We start from the raw sequence: 22,506 nt of genomic DNA, 5'->3' as shown, positions 1-22,506 counted from the left end.
TTTGCGCGGGTTTACGGCCACGCGCCTGCCCTTTCAGCGAGGGATTTACGTGTCCGAAGCGGTTTTCATCACGGGAAGAACCGCTTCAGGTGGAAAAGCGCCCTCATTATGTGCATTATCGCCCGACATGATTAATGAGCTGTTAACCGATGAATAACCCCAGAAAGCCCGTCGTCGTCGTCACCCGCAAGCTGCCCGCTTCGGTGGAGGCGCGGATGGGGGAGCTGTTCAGCGTCGAGCTGAACCATGACGACCGGCCCTTTTCGCGCGAAAGGCTCGCCGAGGCCATGGCCCGCGCAGATGTGCTGGTGCCGACGCTGACCGATACGATCGACGCCCAACTGATCGAGAAGGCCGGTCCGAAGCTGAAGCTGATCGCGAGCTTTTCCAACGGCATCGACAATGTCGATGTCGATGCCGCCGCCCGCAAGGGCATCACCGTCACCAACACGCCCAACGTGCTGACCGAGGACACCGCCGACATGACCATGGCGCTGGTGCTGGCGGTGCCGCGCAGGCTTGCCGAGGGGGCCAGGCTTCTGGCCGGCAGCGCGCCGGATAGCTGGCAGGGCTGGAGCCCGACATGGATGCTCGGACGGCGTATCTGGGGCAAGCGGCTCGGCATTGTCGGCATGGGCCGGATCGGCACGGCGGTCGCGCGCCGCGCCAAGGCCTTCGGGCTTTCGGTGAACTACCACAACCGCAACCGCGTCAATCCGGAAACCGAGGCGGAGCTGGAGGCGACCTATTGGGACAGCCTCGACCAGATGCTTGCAAGGGTCGATATCGTGTCGGTGAACTGCCCGTCGACGCCGGCGACCTATCACCTGATCTCGGCCCGCCGGCTGGCGCTCTTGAGGCCGGAAGCCTACATCGTCAACACCGCGCGCGGCGACGTCATCGACGAGGCGGCGATGATCCGCTGCCTGGAGGATGACCGCATCGCCGGCGCCGGGCTCGATGTGTTCGAGAACGAGCCCGCGATCAATCCGCGGCTTCTCGAGTTGGCCAAGGCGGGCAAGGCCGTGCTTCTGCCGCATATGGGCTCGGCCACGCTCGAAAGCCGGATCGACATGGGCGACAAGGTTATCATCAATATCCGCACCTTCTTCGACGGCCACCGCCCGCCCAACCGTGTGCTGCCGGGGCGGATCTGAGCCGCTTCAGCCGACAACCTTGAGCCGCATGCCTGCCCGCAGATGGGGCAGCAGAACGCGCATTGCCGCCGGTGCGATTGCCACGCAGCCGGCGGTTGGCGAGAAATCCGGGCGGGCAAGGTGGAAGAACACGGCAGAGCCGCGATTGCGCGCGCGCGAGCGCATGTTCCAGTCCATCACGATCACGAGGTCGTAAATGCCGTCGTCGCGTTGCAGGCGTTCGTGGCTCGCAGCGAAAGGCAGGCGGACGGGGCGGTTGTAGTTTGGCGACGTTGGCGCATCGCACCAGCCGTCCTCGGCTTTCGTTGCCCTGATATCAAGTCCTGAATGCGGCCAGCGCTGCCGATGCCGGGCATCGCGGTAGCCGTATAGCAGCGCCATCGCGGCGATCGGCGTCCTGCCGTCGCCCTCGCGCTTGAAGACCGTCATGCCGTTCCGGCCGATCGCCGCCTGAAAGCGGAGCGGGCCGAAGGCGAGGATCGCGCGGTGGGCGGGGCCCGGCGCGCGGCGCACCGCGATCACGCCCCGTGTTTTCGTCGCGGAACGGCTGGTTTTCTTCACTTTTTTTTGCTTTGTGCGTGAAATCATATAGTTTCATAGCAATACGCCCGGCCATGGCGTATCGCAATGGTCTTCGGGGATGCGAGGCAGAGGGCAGGTGCGAATGACAGAGCGGACGATACTTCTCGTCGATGACGATGCGGATTTGCACGAGACGCTGGTGGAACAGCTCGGGCTCTACGACGAATTCATTCTCCGCTCCGCCGATTGCGCGGCCAAATCGCTGAAGATGCTGCGCGAGGAACAGATCGATCTCCTGATCATGGATGTCGGCCTGCCGGATATGGATGGCCGCGAGGCGGTGAAGATCGCGCGCAAGAACGGCTACAAGGCGCCAATCATCATGCTGACCGGCCACGACACCGACAGCGACACTATCTTGGGGCTCGAGGCGGGCGCCAACGACTATGTCACCAAGCCATTCCGCTTCGCCGTGCTTCTGGCGCGCATCCGCGCCCAGCTTCGCCAGCACGAGCAGAGCGAGGACGCGACCTTCAATGTCGGGCCCTATGTGTTCAAGCCGGGCCAGAAGCTGTTTCACACCGCAGACGGCCAAAAGATCAGGCTCACCGAAAAGGAGGCCTCGATCATCCGCTATCTTTACCGCGCCGGCCAGAAGGTGGTAACCCGCGACATGCTGCTGGAAGAGGTCTGGGGCTATAATTCCGGGGTGACGACGCACACGCTCGAAACCCATGTCTACCGCCTGCGCCAGAAGATCGAGGAAGATCCGTCGAACGCGCGTATCCTGGTGACCGAAAACGGCGGCTACAAGCTGGTGCCCTGACGCGGCTTTGCCGGTTCGGGGAAGGGGGACGAGATGGCACTGTCTGACGACATCGCGACGCTGCGCCGCGCGGAACTTTTTTCCGGCCTTTCGGCCGAGCAGCTTCGCCTCATCGCTTTCACCATCGCACGGCTTTCACTTGATGCAGGCGACAGGCTGTTTGATGAGGATCAGGACAGCGCAGGCGCCTATATGCTCGAAAGCGGCCATCTCGATCTTGAGGCCGGCGGGCGTTCCGCAGGCATTGCAGGGCCCGGCAGCCTGCTGACCGAGGCAGCACTCATCAGCCCAGTACCCCACCGTTTTGCCGCCCGCGCCAGTGCGCCTTCGGAACTCCTGTTGATCCGGCGCGAACAGTTCCTGCGCCTGATCGAGGAATATCCCGATATCGGTCGCGAAATGGAAAACCGCCTGCGCCAGAGCTTCGCCGACATGGTCAGCGCGCTCGGCGCGGTGAAGACTCGGCTTTCGGACTTTTAGAGTTTCCGGTGAAAACCGGAAATGCTCAGTTTGATGACAAACGTCTCCCTTATTCCGGGTCATCCTCGGGCTTGACCCGAGGATCCAGGCCGCCCGGCAAAGGCTTCGTTATAGATCTTTGCAAATTCAGCGACTTAACCGCCTGGATGCTCGGATCAAGTCCGAGCATTGTTTGTCGGATCTGCGCTATTGTTGTGATGCAGCTGCGGGCCGTTGGCTTGCCCGCAGCTGCTGCAACAGCCGACCGTCCGAGCATTGGGTGGAATACCCGCTGTCATCAAGGTCACTGTTGCACCGAGCAACCGCTTGAAGAGTTGATTGGGCCGCTGATTGCCACGCCCGCAAACAATCCCAAGCATGCCTTGAAAGGATAGCATCGCCATGGTCGTTTTGCATCACCCTCCGCACATCTGTCTTGGTTGCGACGTTGCAAAGGACACGATCGCCGTTTCCTGCGGCGGTCCGGCCACCGTCATCGCCAATCGCAGCAGGGATATTCGTCGCTTCCTGCGAAACTGCGAGGCAGATCTGGTCATCTGCGAACCCACCGGCGGGTATGAAACCGTCCTGATCGAAGAGTGCCTGCGGCGCGGCCTTGCCGTTCACCGGGCCGATACGCGCAGGCTCAAGGCCTTCATTCGTTCGCGTGGACGGGTCGGCAAGAGCGATGCGATCGATGCCCGGGAAATGGTCGCCTATGGCATGGAACGCTGGGCAAGCCTGTCCCTGTGGCAGGCTGAAAACCCTGAAGAGGCAAGGCTCAAGGCCCTTGTGCGCCGCCGCGCCGATCTGGTCGCCATCAGGGTCGCCGAGCAAAACCGCGCCATGGCGCCGGGCGGACGTGAACTTGCCGTCACCTTCAAGGCCATGCTCGCTGCCATCAATCGCCAGATCGCGCTGCTCGACAAGGAAATCCGCATGCTCATGCGCAGCGAAGCCTTTGCAGCCAGGGCCAGCATCGCAATGGCGATGACCGGCATCGCGGAGACAACCGCCGCCGCCCTGATCGCCACAATGCCCGAACTCGGGACGCTGGATCGAAAGAAGGCGGCGGCGCTGGCCGGCCTGGCGCCGCACCCAAACGAGAGCGGCAACTAGATCGGTTACCGGAGAATGCGCGGCGGCAGACCCGTCATGCGCACCATCCTGTTCATGCCGGCCATGCAGGCCGCCCGCGGAAGGGGCGAGTTCGCCGCCTTCTACAAGCGCCTTGTCGAAGCCGGCAAAAAGCCAATCGTCGCGATCGCAGCAGTCATGCGAAAAATCGTCGTGACCCTCAATGCAAGGTTCACAGAGAAAGTCATCCAACAGAGTTGATGACACAAGAACGAAGGGCCGACGACACATGATGGCCGAGCTTGGTGCTCTATCTTTTTGTTTTTACGCGCGTCTGGACGGAAAACCGGTATCCACTTTCTGTGGAGCGCTCCAGCGTTTCGTTCTGAGGCCTACACCGGTTCCACGACCAGCTTGCCGCCGTCATTGCCGGTGATGCGCACCGTGGCGCCCTGGGCCGCGTCCGGCCCCTCCGCCGTCCATGTCGTGTCGTCCAGCTTGATGCGGCCGCGGCCGTTGGTGATCGCCTCGCTGACGATCGCGGTGCGGCCGATGAGGCTCGCCGCGCGCTGGTTCAACAATGGCTGGTCGGAGGTCGTGTCCCGGCGCGACAGCACCCGCCGCCCGACGAGGATGCTGACGAAGGCGAGCACGGCAAACAGCACAAGCTGCAACTGCCACACCCAGAAGCCGAAGCCCTGGAAGGGCAGCGACAACAGGCCGAGGATCAGGGCCGCGATGCCAACCCAGATCAGGAACACGCCCGGCACGATCAGTTCGGCCACCAGCAGCAAGAGGCCGACGATGAACCAGCCCCAGGGACCGGACTCGGCGAAGAAGACGAGCAGCTCCATCGCCGTCAGCTTTCCTTGCTGGAGCGCGGCGGACGCACCGATGGGGTCGAGCGGGGGGCCGGCGGCGTTGCTGCCGCCTTGCCGCCGTCATCGCCGCCGAAGACTTCCTTGGCGATCTGGCCGATGCCGCCCAGCGAGCCGATGAGGGAGGAAGCCTCCATCGGCATCAGCACGATCTTGGAATTCGTCGACGTGCCGATGGCTGCCATCGCTTCGGTATATTTCTGCGCCACGAAGTAGTTGATCGCGGTGACGTCGCCCTCGGCGATCGCGGTGGAGACCGAGCGGGTGGCGTTGGCCTCCGCCTCGGCCAGACGCTCTCGGGCCTCGGCCTCGCGGTAGGCGGCCTCGCGTTCGCCCTCGGCTTCCAGAATGGCGGATTGCTTGGAGCCCTCCGCGCGGAGAATCTGGGCGGCGCGGTGTCCCTCGGCGTCGAGGATCTGCGCGCGCTTTTCGCGTTCGGCCTTCATCTGCCGGCCCATCGCCTCGACCAGATCGGCCGGCGGGCGGATATCCTTGATCTCAATGCGCGTGACCTTCACGCCCCACGGCTCGACCGCCAGATCGACGACGCGGAGCAGGCGCTCATTGATGGAATCGCGGTTGGACAGCAGTTCGTCGAGATCCATCGAGCCCATGACCGAGCGGATATTGGTCATGGTCAGATTGAGGACCGCCATCTCCAGATGGGCGACCTGATAGGCGGCGGAGGCCGGATTGAGGATCTGGTAGAAGCAGACGGCATCGGCCTCGACGCTGGCATTGTCGCGGGTGATGACCTCCTGCTCGGGCACATCCAGCACCTGTTCCATGATGTTGATGCGCTTGCCGATCCGGTCGATGAACGGGACGATCAGGTTGAGGCCCGGCGTCAGCGTGCGGGTGTAGCGGCCGAAGCGCTCGACAGTGTAGCCGTAGCCCTGCGGCACGGTCTTGATCCCGGCGAACAGCGTCAGAAGGATCAGCACCGCCAGAATGATGATCGTGATGGAAAATCCTGTCAGTGCTTCCATGTCGTTTCCTCCTTCGGCCGGTTTCGCCGGCTGTTATTTACTTTACCCAGCCCGACAGCTCGCGCGCAACCACGTGGTCGATCACCCGCATGCCCTCGTCGCTGTCGTTAAGACAGGGAATATGGGTGAATTTCTCGCCGCCATGCTCCATGAAGCTTTCGCGGGCCTGCTCGCCGATTTCCTCCAGCGTCTCCAGACAGTCGGAGACAAAGCCGGGATTCATCACGGCGATCCGCTTGATGCCCTTTTTCGGCAGCGCCTCGACGGTCTTGTCAGTATAGGGCTGCAGCCATTCCTCCGGCCCGAAGCGCGACTGGAAGGTGATCATCAGCCTGTCCTTGGAAAGCCCCAGCCGCTCGCGCAGCAGACGCGCGGTCTTCTGGCACTGGCAGTGATAGGGATCGCCCTTCTTGAAATAGGACTGCGGAATGCCGTGAAACGAGGTGATGATCAGCTCCGGCTCCCAGTCGAGCGTCGCGAGGTGGTTCTCGACCGAGTTCGCCAGCGCGTCGATATAGACCGGGTCGTCGTGATAGGGCGGCACGGTGCGCAGCGCCGGTTGCCAGCGCATCTCGAGCAGCGCCTCGAACGCCTTGTCGTTGACCGTCGCCGTGGTCGAGGCGGCATATTGCGGATAGAGCGGGTAGATCAGGATACGCTCGCAGCCGGCCGCCTTCAGCGCCTCGATGCGCGCGGGGATCGACGGCTGGCCGTAGCGCATCGCCCAGTCGATCACGAGGTTCGGCGTGTCCGCGTATTGCGCGGCGAGCTTTTCGGCCTGGCTGCGGGTATAGGTGCGCAGATAGCTCTCATCCAGCTCGTTGTTCCAGATCAGCTTGTAGGCTTCGCCGACCTTGGCCGGGCGGCGGTTCAAAACGATGCCGTAGAGGATCGGATACCACAGCGCCCGCGGCCATTCGATCACGCGCTTGTCCTTCAGGAACTCCTCAAGATAGCGCCGCATCGAAGCCTTGTCGGTGCCGTCGGGCGTGCCGAGATTGACGAGCAGGACGCCGACCTTGCCGAAGGCGACGCTGGGGTGTTTGTCCGGCCAAGCGGCATGCATTTCTGACATCGGCAGTCTTTCCATTGTTGTCGTTGTCGGTTGTCATATAACAACGCAAACGGGGCTTCGCCAGATTATACGGTGTCGCAGTTGGATCGGGGCGGTGCTGGCTGCGCCAGCATGGCAGCCAGCGCATGCGAAGAGTGATTGAGCTTCAGACGCAGAAGGGGCTCTACAAAAGTTCATAAGCGTGAACGACGCACAGCGCCACGTCCCGGACAGCCAGCCTTTCAGGGGTCATGCTCGTGCTTGACACGAGCATCCAGGCCCCACGGAGAACGTTGCCTGGACCCTCGGGTCAAGCCCGAGGGTGACTCGAGAGAGGGCGGGAGCCGCAAAATGCTGCTGAAGCCCAAGCGGCTCCCGAGACGCTTTTATTACTTCGCCACGTCGGTAATGCGGCCGTCGGTGTAAGGCTCGTAAGGGCTGTTCATGCCGATATATTCGGCAACGGCGTCTTCCAGGTTAGGGCCGAAGTCATAGGCGTTCATGCCCTTTTCGGCGAACACGGCATAGCCGTCGCCGCCGCCGCGCACATAATTGTTGGTGACAATGCCGTAGGTGGCGGCCTCGTCGATCGGCGCAAAGCCGCCATTGCCGTCGGCGACTTCGACCGAGACCACGCGGCTGCCCGGTTCCTTGCTGGAGTCATAGGTGTATTTCATGCCGGAGACTTGCGGGTAGCGGCCGGCCCCTTCCTCGATCTGCGACAGGCCGTTTTCAAGCGCTGCGATCACATCGGCGCCCTTGAGCTGGAAGGTCGCGATCGTGTTCTGGAACGGCAGCACGGTCAGCACCTCGCCCATGGTCACCGTTCCCGCGTCGATCGAGGCGCGCACGCCGCCGCCGTTCTGGATCGCGAGCGTGATACCCTGGTCGGCGACGCGCGCGAGCATGGCATCGGCCACGAGGTTGCCCATCGAGCACTCCTCGGCGCGGCAGACATTTCGGTCGCCGACGATCTCGCCGCCGGCTTCGCCGACTTCCTCGTTCTTCAGTTCCTCGAGCGGGACCGCCTTTTCGGAAATCCAGGCAAGAACCTCCGCGTCCGGCGTCACGCTGGCGTCGAGCAGGATCGGATCGCCCTTGGCCGAGGTCACGACGCCGTCATCGTTGAACACGACCTCGAGATCGCCGAGATATTTGCCATACTGGTTGGCCTGCACCACCGGCACCTTGTAGCCATCCGGATTGTCGACCATGGTCGGATAGGGGCCTTCGGCCTTCTCGTCGGTATTCGACAGAAGCGTGTGCGAATGGCCGCCGACGACCACGTCGATTCCCGGTATCACCGCGATCGCGGCGAGGTCGCGGGGATAGCCGACATGGGTCAGCGCGATGATCTTGTTGACGCCCTGATCCGTCAACACCGCTACCTGTTCCTTGATGGCATCGACATCGACGGTGATGTCGATGTTCTTGCCGGGATTGGCGATTTCCGGCGTGTCGTTGGTGACCGCGCCGATGATGCCGACCTTCTCGCCGCCGATATCGAGCACGATCGAGGGTTCGATCATGTCGTTGACGGAGGAATCGGCGTTGGTCTTCACATTGGCGGTGACGACCGGAAACTCGACGATATCGAGAAAGGTCTTCAGTCCGTCCTCGCTGTCGTCGAATTCATGGTTGCCGACGGTCATCGCGTCATAGCCGAGCATATTCATGAACTCGGCTTCCATCTCGCCCTTGTAGAAGGTGTAGAACAGCGAGCCCTGGAAATTGTCACCGGCGTTGAGCAGAATCACGTTCTTGCCTTCGGCTTCAAGCGCATCGCGGGTTTCGTTGATCGCGGTCAGAAGCCGCGCCGCGCCGCCGAAGCACTTGCCGTCGGTCTCATCTTCGGCCGAGCAGGCGGAATCATAGCCGTTGATCGACTCGAAACGAGAATGGAAATCATTGTTGTGCAGGATTTCGAGGTCGAAATCGGCAAGGGCGCTGCCGGCTGAAAGGGTCAGCGCGGTTGCCGCGAACAGGGCGGCTTTCGAAAGGGAATGCATGGCAAACTCCTGGTGCAGAATAAAAACGCGGCACTTGCCGCCCGGCACTTAACTTCACATGGGAATGTGACGACGTTTTAAACGGTCGCGTCAAGTGCCGATTTCAGGACAAGCCATAAAAGCAGGCCTCCCGGCCGCGCGGGCCGGGAAAAGGCGAGCCGCCAAACCGCGTTGTCAGAAACTGCCGCCGGTTCCTGCGCCGGAGAAATTCACCGATGGCGTGGCGGCCGGCATCGATGCCGGCGGCGTCATCGTGTTGGCCGGCATCGTCTGGGAGGATTGAGCGCTCGCCACCTGCTGGGAGAGGTCGGGCAGGGTGAAGCCGACGGGGGCCATGCTCGGCTTGTAGAGCGAGAATTTCGCGCCCTGGCTCGGCGTGCAGTTCATCAGATAGGGAGCAACAAGCGCGCAGTTGACCCTGGACTGGGTCCGGCGCAGCACCGAGGTCAGCTCGATTTCGATCAGATTGCCGGTCTCGGTGTAGGTGCCGATGGCAAGCGTGGTGTTGCTGTCGGCCGAAAGCGTCTCGAACCGGCCGCCGGCAAAGCGCGATATGATCCCGTCCTTGTCGCGCCATTCGCCATCGACGGCGGAAACGGGAGCCTGCGGCGCGGACGGCGTCGAAGGCAGACGTCCGGACTGGGGCGTGGTGGTGCAGGACGCGGCAAGCACTGTGCAGCAGACGAGGGTCAGGATCGGGATCGTTTTCACGGGCGCGCTCTTTCGCAATCGGTTCGGGTACAAGAAAGGCTTATCTGGCTTCAAAAATCAACTGCAAGAGGGCTGACTTGGTTCCATCCCCGCCGCACCGTTGCATGGAAGGCTCACTGCCCACTTTCGCGTCATGGCCGCAAAACCAACCCCGGCAGGCGCCGAAACGTCCTTGTGTTTTCCGCTGTCGCGGACGATGAACCGGTATCCACCGGACCCGAAACTGTTCTATTGAGAGGCAAACGCGAAAAGGAGGCGGCGCATGGCGGAAAAGCCGAAGATCAGAATTGTCTATTGCAGCATGTGCAACTGGCTGATGCGTTCGGCATGGATGGCGCAGGAACTGCTCTCGACCTTCTCGCTCGAAATCGGTTCGGTCACGCTCGAGCCGCGCACCGGCGGCATTTTCGAGATCTGGGTCGATGATGAACTGATCTGGGAGCGCAAGCGCGACGGCGGCTTTCCCGGGCCGAAGGAGCTCAAGCAGCGGGTCCGTGATATCGTCGATCCGGAGCGCGATCTCGGTCACGTCGATAAGGTTGGGGACGCCGGAACGCAAGACTGAAGGCAATGCTCGATCCGCTTTCCGGGGCGCGGAAGTTTTTGTCGCGAAAACGTCAAATACCCGTTGACTAATGCCGCCACGCCTCTTAAACGAGCCGTCATTGCCCAGATGGCGGAATTGGTAGACGCGCCAGCTTCAGGTGCTGGTACTCGCAAGGGTGTGGAGGTTCGAGTCCTCTTCTGGGCACCAATTTCATGTTTCGGAACGTCCGTGGATGTTCAGAAACGCCGCAAAAAGCCCGGTTCGCCGGGCTTTTTTGTTTTGCCTCACAGTCTTGAAATCGAGAGCCCGCCATCGGCCGCGATCACCGAACCGGTGGCGAAGGCGAGGCGGCCCTCGGCGAGCGGCAGCACGGCGCTGGCGATGTCGTCGGGCGTGCCCCAGCGGGCGGCAGGGACGAGGCCGGCTTCGATGCGGGCGGTGTATTTGTCCTTCACGCCCGCCGTCATGCCGGTTTCGATGATGCCGGGGCGGATGTCGAACACGCCGATATTCTCTGAGGCCAGCCGGGCCGCGAACAGTTTTGCTGCCATTGCGGCGGCTGCCTTGGAAATGCAGTATTCGGCGCGCTCGATCGAGACCATCTCGGCACTGACCGAGGTGATGAAGATGATCGAGCGGTAGCCCTCATCATGGCCGAGCATCCGCTTTGCCGCTTCCTGGGCGAGGAAGAAGGCGCCCTTCAGGTTCACCGCCATTACGAAATCGAAGTTTTCCGGCGACAGGTCCAGCATGTCGCCGCGGATCGGCGCGCCGACGCCGGCATTGGAGACGAAGGTGGTGAGCGGACCGAGATCGTCCTCCAGCCGGTCCAGAAGGGTCGGGATCGCGGCGATGTCGCGCACGTCGTGGCGATAGTAGCGGGCCTTGGGGCCAAGGAACGCGAGCGCATCCTGGACGACCGGGTTGTCGGGATCGGCCTCGGCTGCGATCGCGACGGCATAGCCCGCGTCGGCCAAGGCCCTGGCGATGCCGAGGCCGATGCCCTGCTGGCCGCCGGTGATCAGCGCGGTTTTCATGACGCAAGCTCCCGTTTGATGGCGTCGCCTGCCTTCAGCGCCAGCGCCGCAACCGTCAGCGACGGGTTGACGGCGGCAGAGGTCGGCAGCGCCGATGCATCGGTGACATAGAGGTTGTCATGGTCGAAACTGCGGCAATCGGGATCGAGCACGGCGGTCGCCGGATCATCGCCGAGCCGCGCCGTGCCGCACTGGTGCGAGGGCACGCGGCCATCGAACAGGCGCGAGAGCACGACGGGAAAGCCGGCGCGCCGCAGCGCCTGCTTCATCCGCTTCACCAGCCGGTTGTGCGCCTCCATATTGGAGCGCCGCCACAGGAGCTGGATGTCGTTGCCGTTCAGCACCACCCGGCTTTCCGGGTCCGGCAGGTCCTCGGAGATTGCGTAGAAATCAACCGAATGGCGCGAAAGATGGGTTGCGAGCGCCATCGGCATGGAAGGCGTGGTCGCCTTCAGGATCTTCGGCACCACGCGGCCGAGCAATTGCACATTGCCGAGCGGCGGGCCGTTATCGCCGTCGGCGAGATACCAGTCATTGATCGCGAAGGTCTTCTGGTAGACCGCGTCATTATGAAAACGCGGGTCGTAAGCAATCATCGCCGTGGCATTGTGGTTCATGAAGTGGCGGCCGACCGCGCCGGAGGAATTGGCAAGGCCGGATTTCAGAAGAAGCGCGGCGGTCTGCACCGCGCCGGCTGCCAGCGCCACGATCTTCGGCGTCACCGTGACCGTCTCGCCGGCCTGTTCATAGGTGACGCTTGCGATCCGGCCGCGATCGGGGGCGGCCGTCATATGGGTCACGCGGGCACCGGTCTCCATGCGCGCATTGTTATGAGACAATGCGGCTGCAAGGCCACAAGTCTCCGCGTCCATCTTGCCGGAGCGGGTATCGGGATAGCCGTCCCAGCCGTCATTGCCATGGGAAAGCCAGCGGTCGAGATCGACGCCGAGCGGCAGCGCCGCCGGGTGCAGCCCCGCCTTCTCCAGCCGGCGGCGAACGGCCGCGAGCGCCGGCTCGTCCGGTACGGCGGGATAAGGGTATGGCCCGGCATGGGGCGGCTCGGTCGGGTCCTCGGTGAAATCGCCGCGCACCTGATAGAGCGCCTCGGCGGCATCGTAATAGGGCGCGAGCGTCTCATAGGGAAACGGCCATGCGGGAGAGATGCCGCCGAGATGTTCCATCGCCTGGAAATCCTGCCGGCGATAGCGGTAGAGCACCGCGCCATAAAGCTTGGTATTGCCGCCGACATTGTAATAATTGCCGGGCGAGAACGGCTTGCCGGTCTCGTCCAGCCAGGTCTCGTCCGAGCGGAAGGCGCTGTTTCTGTAGATCCGGTCGGGATCGCGGGCCGGCGCGTCGTCCGGAATCTGATGCCCGCGTTCCAGGATCAGGATGTCTGCCCCGGTGGGCGCGAGGCTTGCGGCAAGCGTCGCCCCGCCCATGCCGGAGCCGATAATGACCACATCAGGCGTGCGACGCATTGCTATTTTAGCCGCTGTTCGGTTTCCGGATCGAAGGCGACCGCCTTGTCCATGTTGACGGCGAAGGAGAAGGTATCGCCCGGCTTGACCTCGACATCGGCGCGGAACCGGGCGGTGACTTCCTTGCCGCCCATTTCGGCGACGACATAGGTGTCCGATCCGGCCGGCTCCGTCACCTCGACCCTGGCCTTTATAGTGTGCACGGCATTCGACGAACGGTCAGCGCCGAGCTTGTCGGTGATCGCCTCCGGCCGGATGCCAAGGATGATGTCGCGGCCGTCATGATCGGTCATCGCCCCCTCGGGGAAGGGCAATTCGGCATCGCTGCCATCGGCAAGCGGGAACTTCGCGATCGCCTTGCCGTCCTTGACCGCAACCTTCGCCGGAAACAGGTTCATCGACGGCGAGCCCATGAAGCCCGCCACGAACATGTTGGCCGGATTGTCGTAGATTTCCTTCGGCGTGCCGAGCTGCTGGACATGGCCGCCGAACATCACCGCGATCCGGGTCGACAGCGTCAACGCCTCGATCTGGTCGTGGGTGACGTAGACGATGGTGGTGCCGAGCTTCTGGTGAAGCTTCTTGATCTCGGTGCGCATGTCGACGCGCAGCTTGGCGTCGAGGTTCGACAGCGGCTCGTCGAACAGGAACACGTCCGGATCGCGCACCAGCGCCCGGCCCATGGCCACGCGCTGGCGCTGGCCGCCGGAAAGCTGGCCGGGCTTGCGCTTCAGAAGGTGCTTGATCTGCAGGAGATCGGCGACGCTGTCGATCGCCTTTTCACGTTCTTCCTTCGGCACGCCGTGCATTTCGAGCCCGAAGGAAATGTTCTCGCCGACATTCATGTTCGGATAGAGCGCGTAGGACTGGAACACCATGGCGATGTTGCGGTCGGCCGGGCGCACGCCGTTCATCGAGCGGCCGTTGATCACGATATCGCCGGAGGAGACCGGCTCGAGGCCGGCGATCATGTTCAATAGCGTGGACTTGCCGCAGCCCGACGGGCCGACGAGCACGAGGAATTCGCCCTCCTCGACCTCGATATCGGTCTGGTGCAGGACGGTCAGGGAACCGAAGCTCTTGGTGACCTTGTCAATTTTCAGAAAACCCATTGGCCTTAACCCTTAACGCTGCCGGCCATCAGGCCGCGTACGAAATAGCGTCCGGCGACGATGTAGACGAGCAATGTCGGCATCGCCGCCATGATCGCGCCGGCGAAATGGACATTGTATTCCTTCACCCCGGTCGACGATTGGACGAGATTGTTGAGCGCCACCGTCATCGGCTGGCTGTTGAAATCGGAGAACGAGGCGCCGAACAGGAAGTCGTTCCAGATATTTGTGAACTGCCAGATGATGCAGACCACCGCGATCGGCCCGGAGGACGGCAGCAGGATGCGCCGGAAGATGGTGAAGAAGCCCGCGCCGTCGATCATCGCCGCGCGCACCAGCTCGCTCGGGAACTGGGCGTAGTAATTGCGGAAATAAAGCGTCGAGAAGCCGATGCCGTAGACCAGATGCACGAAGATCAGCCCCGGCACCGAGCCCGCGAGCCCGATAATGCCGAGAATGCGCGCCATCGGGATCAGCACGATCTGGAACGGAATGAAGCAGGCAAACAGCAGCAGGCCGAAGATGATGTTGTGGCCGCGGAACTGCCATTTGGTCAGCACATAACCGTTGAGCGCGCCGAGCACGGTGGAGATCGCCACGGCCGGCACCACCATCTGGATCGAGTTCCAGAAATAGGGCTTGAGACCCGTGGCCTGCACGCCGATCTGCGCCGTCGACCATGCGCTTTTCCACGGCTCGAAGGTCAGCGCCTCGGGCAGGTTCATCATCCCGCCGGCCTGGATTTCGCGGAGCGGCTTGAGCGAGTTGACCACCATCACATAGAGCGGCAGCAGGTAATAGAGGCAGAAGATCAGGAGCACGGTGTATATGAAGAACCGTGCGGTGCGGCCCGTCGAGACAACTTGAGTGGAAGCATTGCTGCTCATTGCTTCTTCTCCCTCAGTTCCGACCAGAGATAGGGCACCATGATCGCCGCGACCGACATCAGCATGATCACGGCGGACGCGGCGCCGATGCCCATCTGGTTGCGGGTGAAGGTGTAGGAATACATGAAGGTCGCCGGCAGTTCGGTCGCCCTCCCCGGCCCGCCGCCGGTCAGCGCGATCACGAGGTCGTAGGATTTGATCGCCATATGGGCGAGCACCACGATGGCCGACATGAAGGCGGGGCGAAGCTGCGGAATGACGATGCGGCGGTAGAGCGAGAAGTTGGACGCGCCGTCGATCTGGGCGGCCTTCAGCACCTCGCCGTCAATGCCGCGCAGGCCCGCCAGAAACATTGCCATGACGAAGCCGGAGGTCTGCCATACGGCGGCGATCACGATCGTGTAGATCGCCATCTGATTGGACTTGATCCAGTTGAACTGGAAGCTGGTCCAGCCCCAGGAATGCATCACCGCCTCAAGGCCGATGCCTGGATCGAGAAACCATTTCCAGGCCGTGCCGGTAACGATGAAGGACAGCGCCATCGGATAGAGGTAGATCGAGCGGATGAAGCCCTCGGCCCGGATTTTCTGGTCGAGGAAGATCGCCAGCATCAGCCCGATCGCGCAGCAGAACACGATATAGAGCGAGCCGAAGATCGCGACATTCTTTATCGCGATCGTCCAGGCGCGGAGCCGGAACAGGTTGATGTAGTTCTTCCAGCCGACGAGATCGAAGCTCGGCAGGATGCGGCTGTCGGTAAAGGAGAGATAGACGGTGAAGGCGATGAAGCCGTAGACGAAGATCAGCACCATCGCCAGCGACGGACTGAGCACGATCTTCGGCAGGGCATCGCGTAGAAAATCCCCCGCTCTCCCGCTTCTCTGTGCGGACGAAGCCATTCAAACCCTCCGGATTGGCGAAACCGCTCGGGGTTCGCCGATGTTTTGTTGTTTGCCTTGCAAGCGCTGGCGCGCCTCTTCCTTCAAAAGCTTTGCCGTCTCGTTGCCGCAAAGCCCCCAAACCTTCTCGCCCCGGAGGGGAGAGATGTCGCGAAAGCGACAGTGAGGGGGAGAGTATCCCCTTGAACGCCCTCACGTTTTGAAATGCTGCTTCACCCTCACTGCCCCTTTCGGGGCATCTCTCCCGGAGGCGGGAGAGAATAGTTGGCGCAAGCGGCAAGGCTCAGGCTTTTACACTATTGCGAATGAGGAAGCGCACCCGGGCGGACCAGCCGATGCAGCAGAATGCCGAGGGCGCTTCAGGCACCCTCGGCATTCTTCGTTACTGAGCGATCTGAACCGCCGTCACCAGCTCGTCCGTTGCCGTTTCGGAATCATACTCGCCGTTGAACTGGGCGGTGATCACGTCGTACATCGCGTTCTTGACCGAGGCCGGGTTGGCGTGGCCGTGGGCCATGGAGCCGAACAGGTTGCCCGACGACGAAGCCGCCGCCAGATCCTTCATGCCCTGCTTGCCGCAGGCGTCGAAATCGGCGTCGGATACATCCGTGCGGGCCGGAACCGAACCCTTGACGACGTTGAAGGCCGACTGGAATTCCGGCGACATGATCGCCTTGGCGAGCGCCACCTGCTGTGCCGTCGGCTCGTCGCCCTGGTTGAAGAAGGCGAACTGGTCGGAGTTGAAGGTGACCTGATCCTGCGTGCCGGGGAAGCGGAAGCACAGGAAATCCTCGCCCGGCGTCAGGCCGGCCTTGAGAAACTCGCCCTTGGCCCAGTCGCCCATGAACTGGAAGGCGGCTTCGTCGTTGATGACCATGGCCGAGGCCAGGTTCCAGTCGCGGCCGGAGAAGTTGTCGTCGACATAGCCGCGCAGAACGGTCATGCGGTCGAAGACTTCCTTCATCGTGTCGGAGCCGAGGGCTTCCGGATCGAGATCGATCATCGAGGCCTGGTAAAATTCTGGCCCGCCGGTCGCCATCACCACGGCGTCGAAGATGGTGGCATCCTGCCAGGGCTGGCCGCCATGGGCGATCGCCACCTTGCCGGAGGCCTTGACCTTGTCGAGGGCTGCAACCAGCTCATCCCAGTTCTGGGGCTGTTCGATGCCGAGTTCGTCAAGAATCTTCTTGTTGGCCCATACCCAGTTGGTGGAGTGGACGTTCACGGGTGCCGCGACCCAGTTGCCATCATATTTCGAGAACTTCTGCAGCGCTTGCGGAACCACCTCGTCCCAGTTTTCCTCCGCCGCGATGTCATTCAGGTTGGCAAGTGCGCCTTCCTGTGCCCAATCGGTGATGTCGAAGCCAAGCATCTGCACGGCCGCTGGCGGGTTGCCGGCGGTCACCCGGGCGCGCAGCACGGTCATGGCCTGTTCGCCGCCGCCGCCTGCAACCGGCATATCCTGCCAGCCGATGCCCTGATCCTGCAGGTTTTCCTTCAGCACGTTGAGCGCCGAGGCTTCACCGCCGGACGTCCACCAGTGCAGAACTTCCACGTCCTCTGCCTTCACGGAAGTCGCCGAAGCCGAGGCCGCGACGATCGCGATAACGGCTGCACTTTTCGCAAAATTCAAACGCATAGTGTCCTCCTGTCTGCGTTTACAATCCCGCCGGGGGAGCATTGCTCCACGGGGCCCGGCAGGCATTTCCTCCTCATGTTCCCCTTGGAAGGGAACAGTTCATTCCACCCAGGGCGCGCGCGTGCGCCCGATGCGCATCGTCACGGTTTTCACCTCCAGGTATTCCTCAAGCCCGTAGCGACCCAGCTCGCGGCCGAGGCCCGATTGCTTGACGCCGCCGAACGGCAACTCGGAATATCCATCCATCCAGGTATTGGTCCACACGGTGCCGGCCTGAACGCGGCGGGCAAAGGCGAGGCAGGTCGAAACATCCCTGCTCCAGACGCCGGCCGACAGCCCGTAGCTCGCGTCATTGGCCAGTTCGATTGCCTCCTCAATCGATTTAAAGGTCAGGACCGACAGCACCGGTCCGAAGACCTCCTCCCGTGCGATTGCCATGCCTGAACTGATATTTGTTACAACTGTAGGCCCATAGAAACGGCCTGACAACCCCGGGATTTCAAGCGCTCCGCCGCCGAGCGGGATCTCCGCTCCGGCCTCGCGCGCGGCCTCAACATAGCTATCGATCTTTGCAAAATGCGCCTCGGAAATGATAGCCCCTACTTTAGTCTTAGGGTCGAGCGGATCGCCGAAGGCGACCTTCCGCGAAAGCGCGACGACCTTCTCGGTCAGCGCCTCGGCGACATCCTCGTGGACGATGATGCGCGAGCCTGAATTGCAGCATTCGCCGGCGTTGAAATAGACGCCGAACACGATCGCGTCGGCGGCATCGTCGAGATCGCAATCGGGGAATACGACCTGCGGGTTCTTGCCACCGAGTTCGAGCGAGACCTTTTTCAGCGTGCCAGCGCTGGCGCGCACGATCGCCTTGCCGACGCCGGTGGAGCCTGTGAACGAGACCATGTCCACGTGCTCGCTTTCGCACATGGTCGTGCCGACCGGATCGCCATAGCCGAGCACGATGTTGACGACGCCGTCGGGTATGCCGGCCTCGATCAGCAATTCGCCGAGGATGACGGTCGAGGACGGCGTCATCTCGGAGGGCTTGATCACGGCGGTGCAGCCGGCGGCCAGCGCATAGGGCAGCTTCTGCGACACGATCAGGAACGGGAAGTTCCACGGCGTGATCAGCGCGGCCACGCCGACCGGCTCCTTCAGCACCACGCCCAGCATGTCGTCGCCGAGCGTGTTGTGGCTGTCGCCGGTGAGCGTGCGGGCAAGCGCTGCGGCGTGGCGCCAGAGATCGGCGGCGCCCGCGATCTCGTCACGCGCCTGGGCAATCGGCTTGCCGCTTTCAAGCGTGTCGCGCATCGCGATCCGCTCCAGATCGCGCTCGATCAGATCGGCGACCTTGAGCAGCACAGTGGCCCGGGACTTGCCGGAAAGGCGCGACCAGCGGCCGTCGTCGAAGGCGGTTCGGGCGCTGGCGATCGCGGCCTCGGTCTCGGCAACGCCGCCCTTTGCGGCATGGGTGACGGTTACGAGATGGGCCGGCGACTGACGCTCGAAACTTGCGCCATCGGCGGAGGTCTGCCACGTGCCGTTGATCAGGTGTCTGGCCTCAAAGACGGGCTCCTGGAGGCTTTTGCCGGCGGGAATGATGGTGAGATCGGTCATGCCTATCTGCCCTTGAATGCGGGTTTGCGTTTTTCGCGGAAGGCGGCGACGCCCTCGGCCTTGTCGGCGGAGGCGGCGATCATGCCGCTGCCGAGCGTTTCGATCATGGCGGCGGTGTCTTCACCGAAGCCGGCATGGAGCATGTATTTGGCGATTTCGGTGGCATAGGCCGAGGAGGCAAGCGCGCCATCGGCGATATCGAAGGCGGCGGCGCGCGCGTCTTCGGCTATTTCGGCTGCGAAGCCGAGCGCAACCGCGCGTGTCGCATCGAGCTTTCGCCCGAACAACGCCATTTCCTTGATCACCGGCTCCGGCAGCAGTCGCGCCACCCGTTGCGTGCCCGACCATCCCGGCACCATGCCGATCTTCGGCTCGGGCATCGCGATCGTGGCATTGGGGGTCATGACCCGGATATCGCAGGCTGCCGCAAGCTCCAGCCCGCCGCCCAGCGTATGGCCGGATAGTGCGGCAATCGTCGGCTTGGACAGCCGCGCCAGCCGGTCGAACCGGCGATGGCCGTCGCGCACCCAGTGTCGGGCGAATTCGGCCGGCGGCAGATCGCCCCAGGCCTGAATATCCGCGCCTGCGCAAAATGCGCGGTCACCCTCGGCGGTGAGGATCACGAAGCGGATTTCGGTGTCGGCGTCGATGACGTCGAGATGGGCGTCGAGCGCGGCCAGCATGTCCGGCGTGAAGGCGTTGAGCTTTGACGGATTGTCGAGCCTGAGTTCGGCAATGGCGTCGTGGCGGATGAGGTGAAGGGCGCTCATCGGGTGGACTCCGGTCGTGTTTTTTCGGCGCCTGCCAAGCCCACCCACCAATCTCCCCCCTTGAGGGGGAGATGTCGCGAACGCGACAGAGAGGGGTAGCGGCATGAGCCGTTTGCTCCGAATGTGTTGAAAGGGTTCACCCCTCTCTGCCCCTGTCGGGGCATCTCCCCCTCAAGGGGGGAGATTGTTTGGAGGTGGCGCGACTTTGGTTCCCCTACACGTTTTTTCTTCGCGGCAATTCTCATATCGTCAGCCCCATCGGCTTTTCCGAAAGCAGCGACAGCGGCATCAGTGTCGCATTCTCCGCAATCCGCACCCGGCCGCCGGAGGCCGCGACAATGTCACGTTCTGGCTCGATGCCCGGCATGATTTCGGTGGCGACAAGACCGTCATCGGTGATCCGCATCACGCAGCGTTCGGTGACGTAGAGTACGTCCTGGCCGGTTTCGCGGGCGCGGCGGCCGGAGAAGGTGACGTGCTCGACCTCATCGACCATCTTGGAGAATTTGCCGGGCTTTTCGACTGTCAGGCCGTCGGCGGAGAGGACAAGCGTCGCCGCGGCTTCGAAAAGCCCGGCAAACACGATCTTGCGGGCATTGGCGGTGATATCGACGAAACCGCCGCAACCGGCAGTCAGGTAGGGCTTCTTGCCAAGCTTGGAGACATTGACATTGCCCTCGCGGTCGACCTCGAGGAAGGACAGGAAGGAAACATCGAAGCCGCCGCCCTGGAAATAGGTGAATTGGTTGGGAGAGGGCATGAAGGCGTCGGCGTTGGAGGCGCAGCCAAAGGCGAAGCCGGTGAGCGGCACGCCGCCGACGGCGCCCTGTTCGATCGCCCAGGTCACCTTGCCGGCATGGCCTTCCTCCAACAGGATGCGCGGCACCAGCGCGCAGATGCCGAAGCCGAGATTGGCGGTCTCGCCCGCGCCGAGTTCCATGGCGGCGCGGCGCGCAATGACCTTTTCGACGCCGTGTTCGGCAAGCTCGAAATCCTCCAGCGGATGGATGATTTCGCCGGAGATCGCCGGATCGTAGAAGGTTTCGGTGGTCTGGTACTGGCCGGGGTCGACCACAATGAAATCGATGAGGTGGCCCGGAACCCGCACATCATGCGGGCGCAGCGTGCCGGCCGCCGTCACGCGCTTGACCTGGGCGATCACGATGCCGCGATTGTTGCGCGCCGCAATCGCCTGGTCGAGCCCGCCGAGATAGGCGCCCTCATGCTCATAGGTGAGATTGCCGTGTTCATCGGCCGTGGTGGCGCGCAGGATGGTTACGTCGGGTGCGAAATTCTTGAAGTGCAGCCAGGTGTCGCCGGCAAAGTCGACGCGGGCGACGATCGGGCTCTCCCCTGCCCTGTCATTCATGGCGCAGCCCTGCCGCTTGGGATCGACGAAGGTGTCGAGGCCGACCTTTGTCAGCACGCCGGGGCGTTTTGCCGCGACATCGCGCTGCATGTCGAACAGGATGCCGGAGGGCACGTTATAGGCGGCGATCCGGTTTTCGACGATCATCTTCCAGATTTCGGGCATCGGCAGCGACGAAGCGCCGCTCGGATAGGAGCCGGCGATCACGGTGTCGAGAAGCCCGTCCTGCGCAATGTGGTCGATACCCTTGATGCCGTACATGTCGCCGGCGGCGATCGGGTGGATGGTGGTGAGCTTGCGCGGATGGCCGGTCGCCGCAAAACGCGCGCCGAGCGCTTCCAGCACCTTGTCCGGGCAGCCGAGGCCGGAGGACGAGGAGACCGAGACGACGGCATTGTCGGCGATGTGGCTGACGGCGGCCTCGGCGGTGACGATCTTGCCCGGCATGCTCAATATCCTTCGTAATTGACGTCGACGGCCCGGCCTTGAAGCGCCGACTGGCGCACGGCCATGGCGACGGCGAGCGACTTCACGCCGTCGATCCCGTTCGCGGCCGGACGGCCTTCGCCGGCAACGGCGCGGTTGAAGGCCGTGATCGCGTATTCGTAGAGGCCTTCGCTTTCGTAGGGCACATCGGTTTCGCCGGCCTCCGTCACCAGCGTGACGGTTCCGGTCGGTCGCTGCGACATGACGTTGCGGGCGAAGATCGAGCCCTTGCTGCCATGAACTTCGAGGCCGGAGCCGGCAAACGGATGCGTGAAACTCTCGTGGCTCTGCACCATGATGCCGGACGGCATGGTCCAGACCGACATCACGCTGTCCTCGACGCCCTGCCCTAGACCGGAGCTGACCGCCTGGGCCACGACCCGCCGCGGGTCTTCATCGAGATAGAAGCGCACGGTATCGGCGTCATGCACCGTGATGTCCGGGATCACGCCGCCGCCGGCCGCCGGATTGTCGATGCGCCAGCCGCGCAGGTGCTCCGGCAGCATCACCGCGTGAAAGACCCGCATCGAGAGCACCTTACCGATACGGCCTTCGGCGATCAGCGCCTTGGCAGCGCGGTGGGCGCCGGCACAACGCAGATGGTGGTTGGTGGCGAAGACGACGCCGGCCTTTCGTGCGGCTTCCACCATCGTCCTTGCGTCCGCAACGCTCATCGCCAGCGGCTTTTCGCACAGAACATGCTTGCCGGCGGCAAGGGCGGCCAGTGCCTGGTCGCGATGCTTTTCATTGGTGGTAGAGATGTAGACCGCATCGATCTCCGGACGCGCCAGAAGGACTGAAAGCTCCGTGTCGGCGTTGGGGATGTCGTGGGCGGCGGCATAGGCATCGGCACGAGCGCGGCTGGACGACAGGACGGCGTCCACGCTGTTGCCTTCATGCGCCCTGATCGCGCCGATCATATACTCGGCCGCGATCGTGCTGGCGCCGATAAGCCCCCACTGCATGCTCTTCCTCCCGAT

Annotated in this window: 21 protein-coding genes, 1 tRNA gene and 1 pseudogene; 7 read left to right on the top strand and 16 right to left on the bottom strand. The window is 63.0% G+C overall.

Features of this window, described 5'->3' with window-relative positions; all coding sequences use genetic code 11:
* Nucleotides 1-149 precede the first annotated feature (149 nt).
* On the top strand, nucleotides 150-1,157 hold the full coding sequence (locus tag Mame_RS04350) for a 2-hydroxyacid dehydrogenase (RefSeq protein ID WP_018067451.1): 1,008 nt from the start codon (nucleotides 150-152) through the stop codon (nucleotides 1,155-1,157).
* A 6-nt stretch (nucleotides 1,158-1,163) separates the two neighbouring features.
* Here the strand turns inward: Mame_RS04350 and Mame_RS04345 are convergent, their stop codons facing one another.
* Entirely contained in the window at nucleotides 1,164-1,745 is a 582-nt protein-coding gene (locus tag Mame_RS04345; RefSeq protein ID WP_018067450.1) for a L,D-transpeptidase family protein, read from the bottom strand.
* 76 nt (nucleotides 1,746-1,821) lie between these two features.
* On the opposite strand from Mame_RS04345, the gene Mame_RS04340 reads away from it, so the two are divergent.
* From Mame_RS04340 to Mame_RS27230, 4 genes are all read left to right on the top strand, one after another.
* A complete protein-coding gene (locus Mame_RS04340) occupies nucleotides 1,822-2,505 on the top strand; it encodes a response regulator transcription factor (protein ID WP_018067449.1) in 684 nt (227 codons plus the stop codon).
* A gap of 33 nt (nucleotides 2,506-2,538) precedes the next feature.
* Nucleotides 2,539-2,985 (top strand): Crp/Fnr family transcriptional regulator, encoded by a 447-nt coding sequence (locus Mame_RS04335; protein ID WP_018067448.1) that lies wholly within the window; start codon nucleotides 2,539-2,541, stop codon nucleotides 2,983-2,985.
* A gap of 381 nt (nucleotides 2,986-3,366) precedes the next feature.
* Nucleotides 3,367-4,083, top strand: a complete 717-nt coding sequence (locus Mame_RS04330) for an IS110 family transposase (protein WP_236953506.1) — start codon at nucleotides 3,367-3,369, stop codon at nucleotides 4,081-4,083.
* 15 nt (nucleotides 4,084-4,098) lie between these two features.
* The gene (locus tag Mame_RS27230; RefSeq protein WP_033410695.1) at nucleotides 4,099-4,302 is read left to right on the top strand and encodes a hypothetical protein; all 204 of its coding nucleotides are present in this window, start codon (nucleotides 4,099-4,101) and stop codon (nucleotides 4,300-4,302) included.
* Between the two features lie 131 nt (nucleotides 4,303-4,433).
* Here the strand turns inward: Mame_RS27230 and Mame_RS04325 are convergent, their stop codons facing one another.
* The 5 genes and pseudogenes from Mame_RS04325 to omp10 all read right to left on the bottom strand — a co-directional run bounded on the left by Mame_RS04325 (nucleotide 4,434) and on the right by omp10 (nucleotide 9,682).
* Nucleotides 4,434-4,895, bottom strand: coding sequence for an NfeD family protein (locus Mame_RS04325; RefSeq protein WP_018065260.1), 462 nt, complete (start codon nucleotides 4,893-4,895; stop codon nucleotides 4,434-4,436).
* Nucleotides 4,896-4,900: 5 nt separating this feature from the next.
* Nucleotides 4,901-5,908, bottom strand: a complete 1,008-nt coding sequence (locus tag Mame_RS04320) for an SPFH domain-containing protein (RefSeq protein ID WP_018065261.1) — start codon at nucleotides 5,906-5,908, stop codon at nucleotides 4,901-4,903.
* Between the two features lie 37 nt (nucleotides 5,909-5,945).
* Nucleotides 5,946-6,983 (bottom strand): ferrochelatase, encoded by a 1,038-nt coding sequence (gene hemH / locus Mame_RS04315; protein WP_018065262.1) that lies wholly within the window; start codon nucleotides 6,981-6,983, stop codon nucleotides 5,946-5,948.
* A gap of 377 nt (nucleotides 6,984-7,360) precedes the next feature.
* Nucleotides 7,361-8,971, bottom strand: a pseudogene (locus Mame_RS04310) (bifunctional metallophosphatase/5'-nucleotidase); the annotation flags it as partial.
* Between the two features lie 174 nt (nucleotides 8,972-9,145).
* The gene (gene omp10 / locus Mame_RS04305; RefSeq protein ID WP_018065264.1) at nucleotides 9,146-9,682 is read right to left on the bottom strand and encodes an outer membrane lipoprotein Omp10; all 537 of its coding nucleotides are present in this window, start codon (nucleotides 9,680-9,682) and stop codon (nucleotides 9,146-9,148) included.
* 262 nt (nucleotides 9,683-9,944) lie between these two features.
* Here omp10 and Mame_RS04300 point away from each other — a divergent pair, with 262 nt between their 5' ends.
* Complete coding sequence (locus tag Mame_RS04300; RefSeq protein WP_018065265.1) at nucleotides 9,945-10,247, top strand: Rdx family protein; 303 nt, start codon at nucleotides 9,945-9,947, stop codon at nucleotides 10,245-10,247.
* Nucleotides 10,248-10,349: 102 nt separating this feature from the next.
* Nucleotides 10,350-10,436 (top strand) — tRNA-Leu (locus Mame_RS04295).
* A 77-nt stretch (nucleotides 10,437-10,513) separates the two neighbouring features.
* On the opposite strand, the gene Mame_RS04290 is transcribed toward Mame_RS04295, so the two are convergent.
* The 10 genes from Mame_RS04290 to Mame_RS04245 all read right to left on the bottom strand — a co-directional run bounded on the left by Mame_RS04290 (nucleotide 10,514) and on the right by Mame_RS04245 (nucleotide 22,491).
* Nucleotides 10,514-11,266 carry a 3-ketoacyl-ACP reductase gene (locus tag Mame_RS04290; protein WP_018065266.1) on the bottom strand — a complete coding sequence of 251 codons (753 nt, stop codon included), beginning with the start codon at nucleotides 11,264-11,266 and terminating at the stop codon, nucleotides 10,514-10,516.
* A complete protein-coding gene (locus Mame_RS04285; RefSeq protein ID WP_018065267.1) occupies nucleotides 11,263-12,747 on the bottom strand; it encodes a GMC oxidoreductase in 1,485 nt (494 codons plus the stop codon). The genes Mame_RS04290 and Mame_RS04285 overlap by 4 nt, the downstream gene beginning before the upstream one ends.
* 2 nt (nucleotides 12,748-12,749) lie before the next feature.
* On the bottom strand, nucleotides 12,750-13,859 hold the full coding sequence (locus Mame_RS04280) for an ABC transporter ATP-binding protein (protein ID WP_018065268.1): 1,110 nt from the start codon (nucleotides 13,857-13,859) through the stop codon (nucleotides 12,750-12,752).
* Between the two features lie 5 nt (nucleotides 13,860-13,864).
* Nucleotides 13,865-14,746, bottom strand: a complete 882-nt coding sequence (locus tag Mame_RS04275; protein WP_018065269.1) for a carbohydrate ABC transporter permease — start codon at nucleotides 14,744-14,746, stop codon at nucleotides 13,865-13,867.
* Nucleotides 14,743-15,645: a carbohydrate ABC transporter permease gene (locus tag Mame_RS04270; protein WP_026173555.1), complete on the bottom strand. Its 903-nt coding sequence runs from the start codon at nucleotides 15,643-15,645 to the stop codon at nucleotides 14,743-14,745. The genes Mame_RS04275 and Mame_RS04270 overlap by 4 nt, the downstream gene beginning before the upstream one ends.
* Before the next feature lie 382 nt (nucleotides 15,646-16,027).
* Entirely contained in the window at nucleotides 16,028-17,284 is a 1,257-nt protein-coding gene (locus Mame_RS04265; protein WP_018065271.1) for an ABC transporter substrate-binding protein, read from the bottom strand.
* 99 nt (nucleotides 17,285-17,383) lie between these two features.
* Complete coding sequence (locus tag Mame_RS04260) at nucleotides 17,384-18,901, bottom strand: aldehyde dehydrogenase family protein (protein ID WP_018065272.1); 1,518 nt, start codon at nucleotides 18,899-18,901, stop codon at nucleotides 17,384-17,386.
* A gap of 2 nt (nucleotides 18,902-18,903) precedes the next feature.
* Nucleotides 18,904-19,671 carry an enoyl-CoA hydratase/isomerase family protein gene (locus tag Mame_RS04255; RefSeq protein WP_018065273.1) on the bottom strand — a complete coding sequence of 256 codons (768 nt, stop codon included), beginning with the start codon at nucleotides 19,669-19,671 and terminating at the stop codon, nucleotides 18,904-18,906.
* Nucleotides 19,672-19,912: 241 nt separating this feature from the next.
* Nucleotides 19,913-21,487 (bottom strand): acyl CoA:acetate/3-ketoacid CoA transferase, encoded by a 1,575-nt coding sequence (locus Mame_RS04250; protein ID WP_018065274.1) that lies wholly within the window; start codon nucleotides 21,485-21,487, stop codon nucleotides 19,913-19,915.
* A 2-nt stretch (nucleotides 21,488-21,489) separates the two neighbouring features.
* Nucleotides 21,490-22,491, bottom strand: coding sequence for a Gfo/Idh/MocA family protein (locus tag Mame_RS04245; protein WP_018065275.1), 1,002 nt, complete (start codon nucleotides 22,489-22,491; stop codon nucleotides 21,490-21,492).
* Nucleotides 22,492-22,506 lie beyond the last annotated feature (15 nt).

It is taken from the genome of Martelella mediterranea DSM 17316, assembly GCF_002043005.1.
In the GTDB taxonomy this organism is placed as follows: Bacteria; Pseudomonadota; Alphaproteobacteria; order Rhizobiales; family Rhizobiaceae; genus Martelella; species Martelella mediterranea.
The sequence above is the reverse complement of the archived record's forward strand: the minus strand, read 5'-3'. Positions and strand labels throughout refer to the sequence as shown.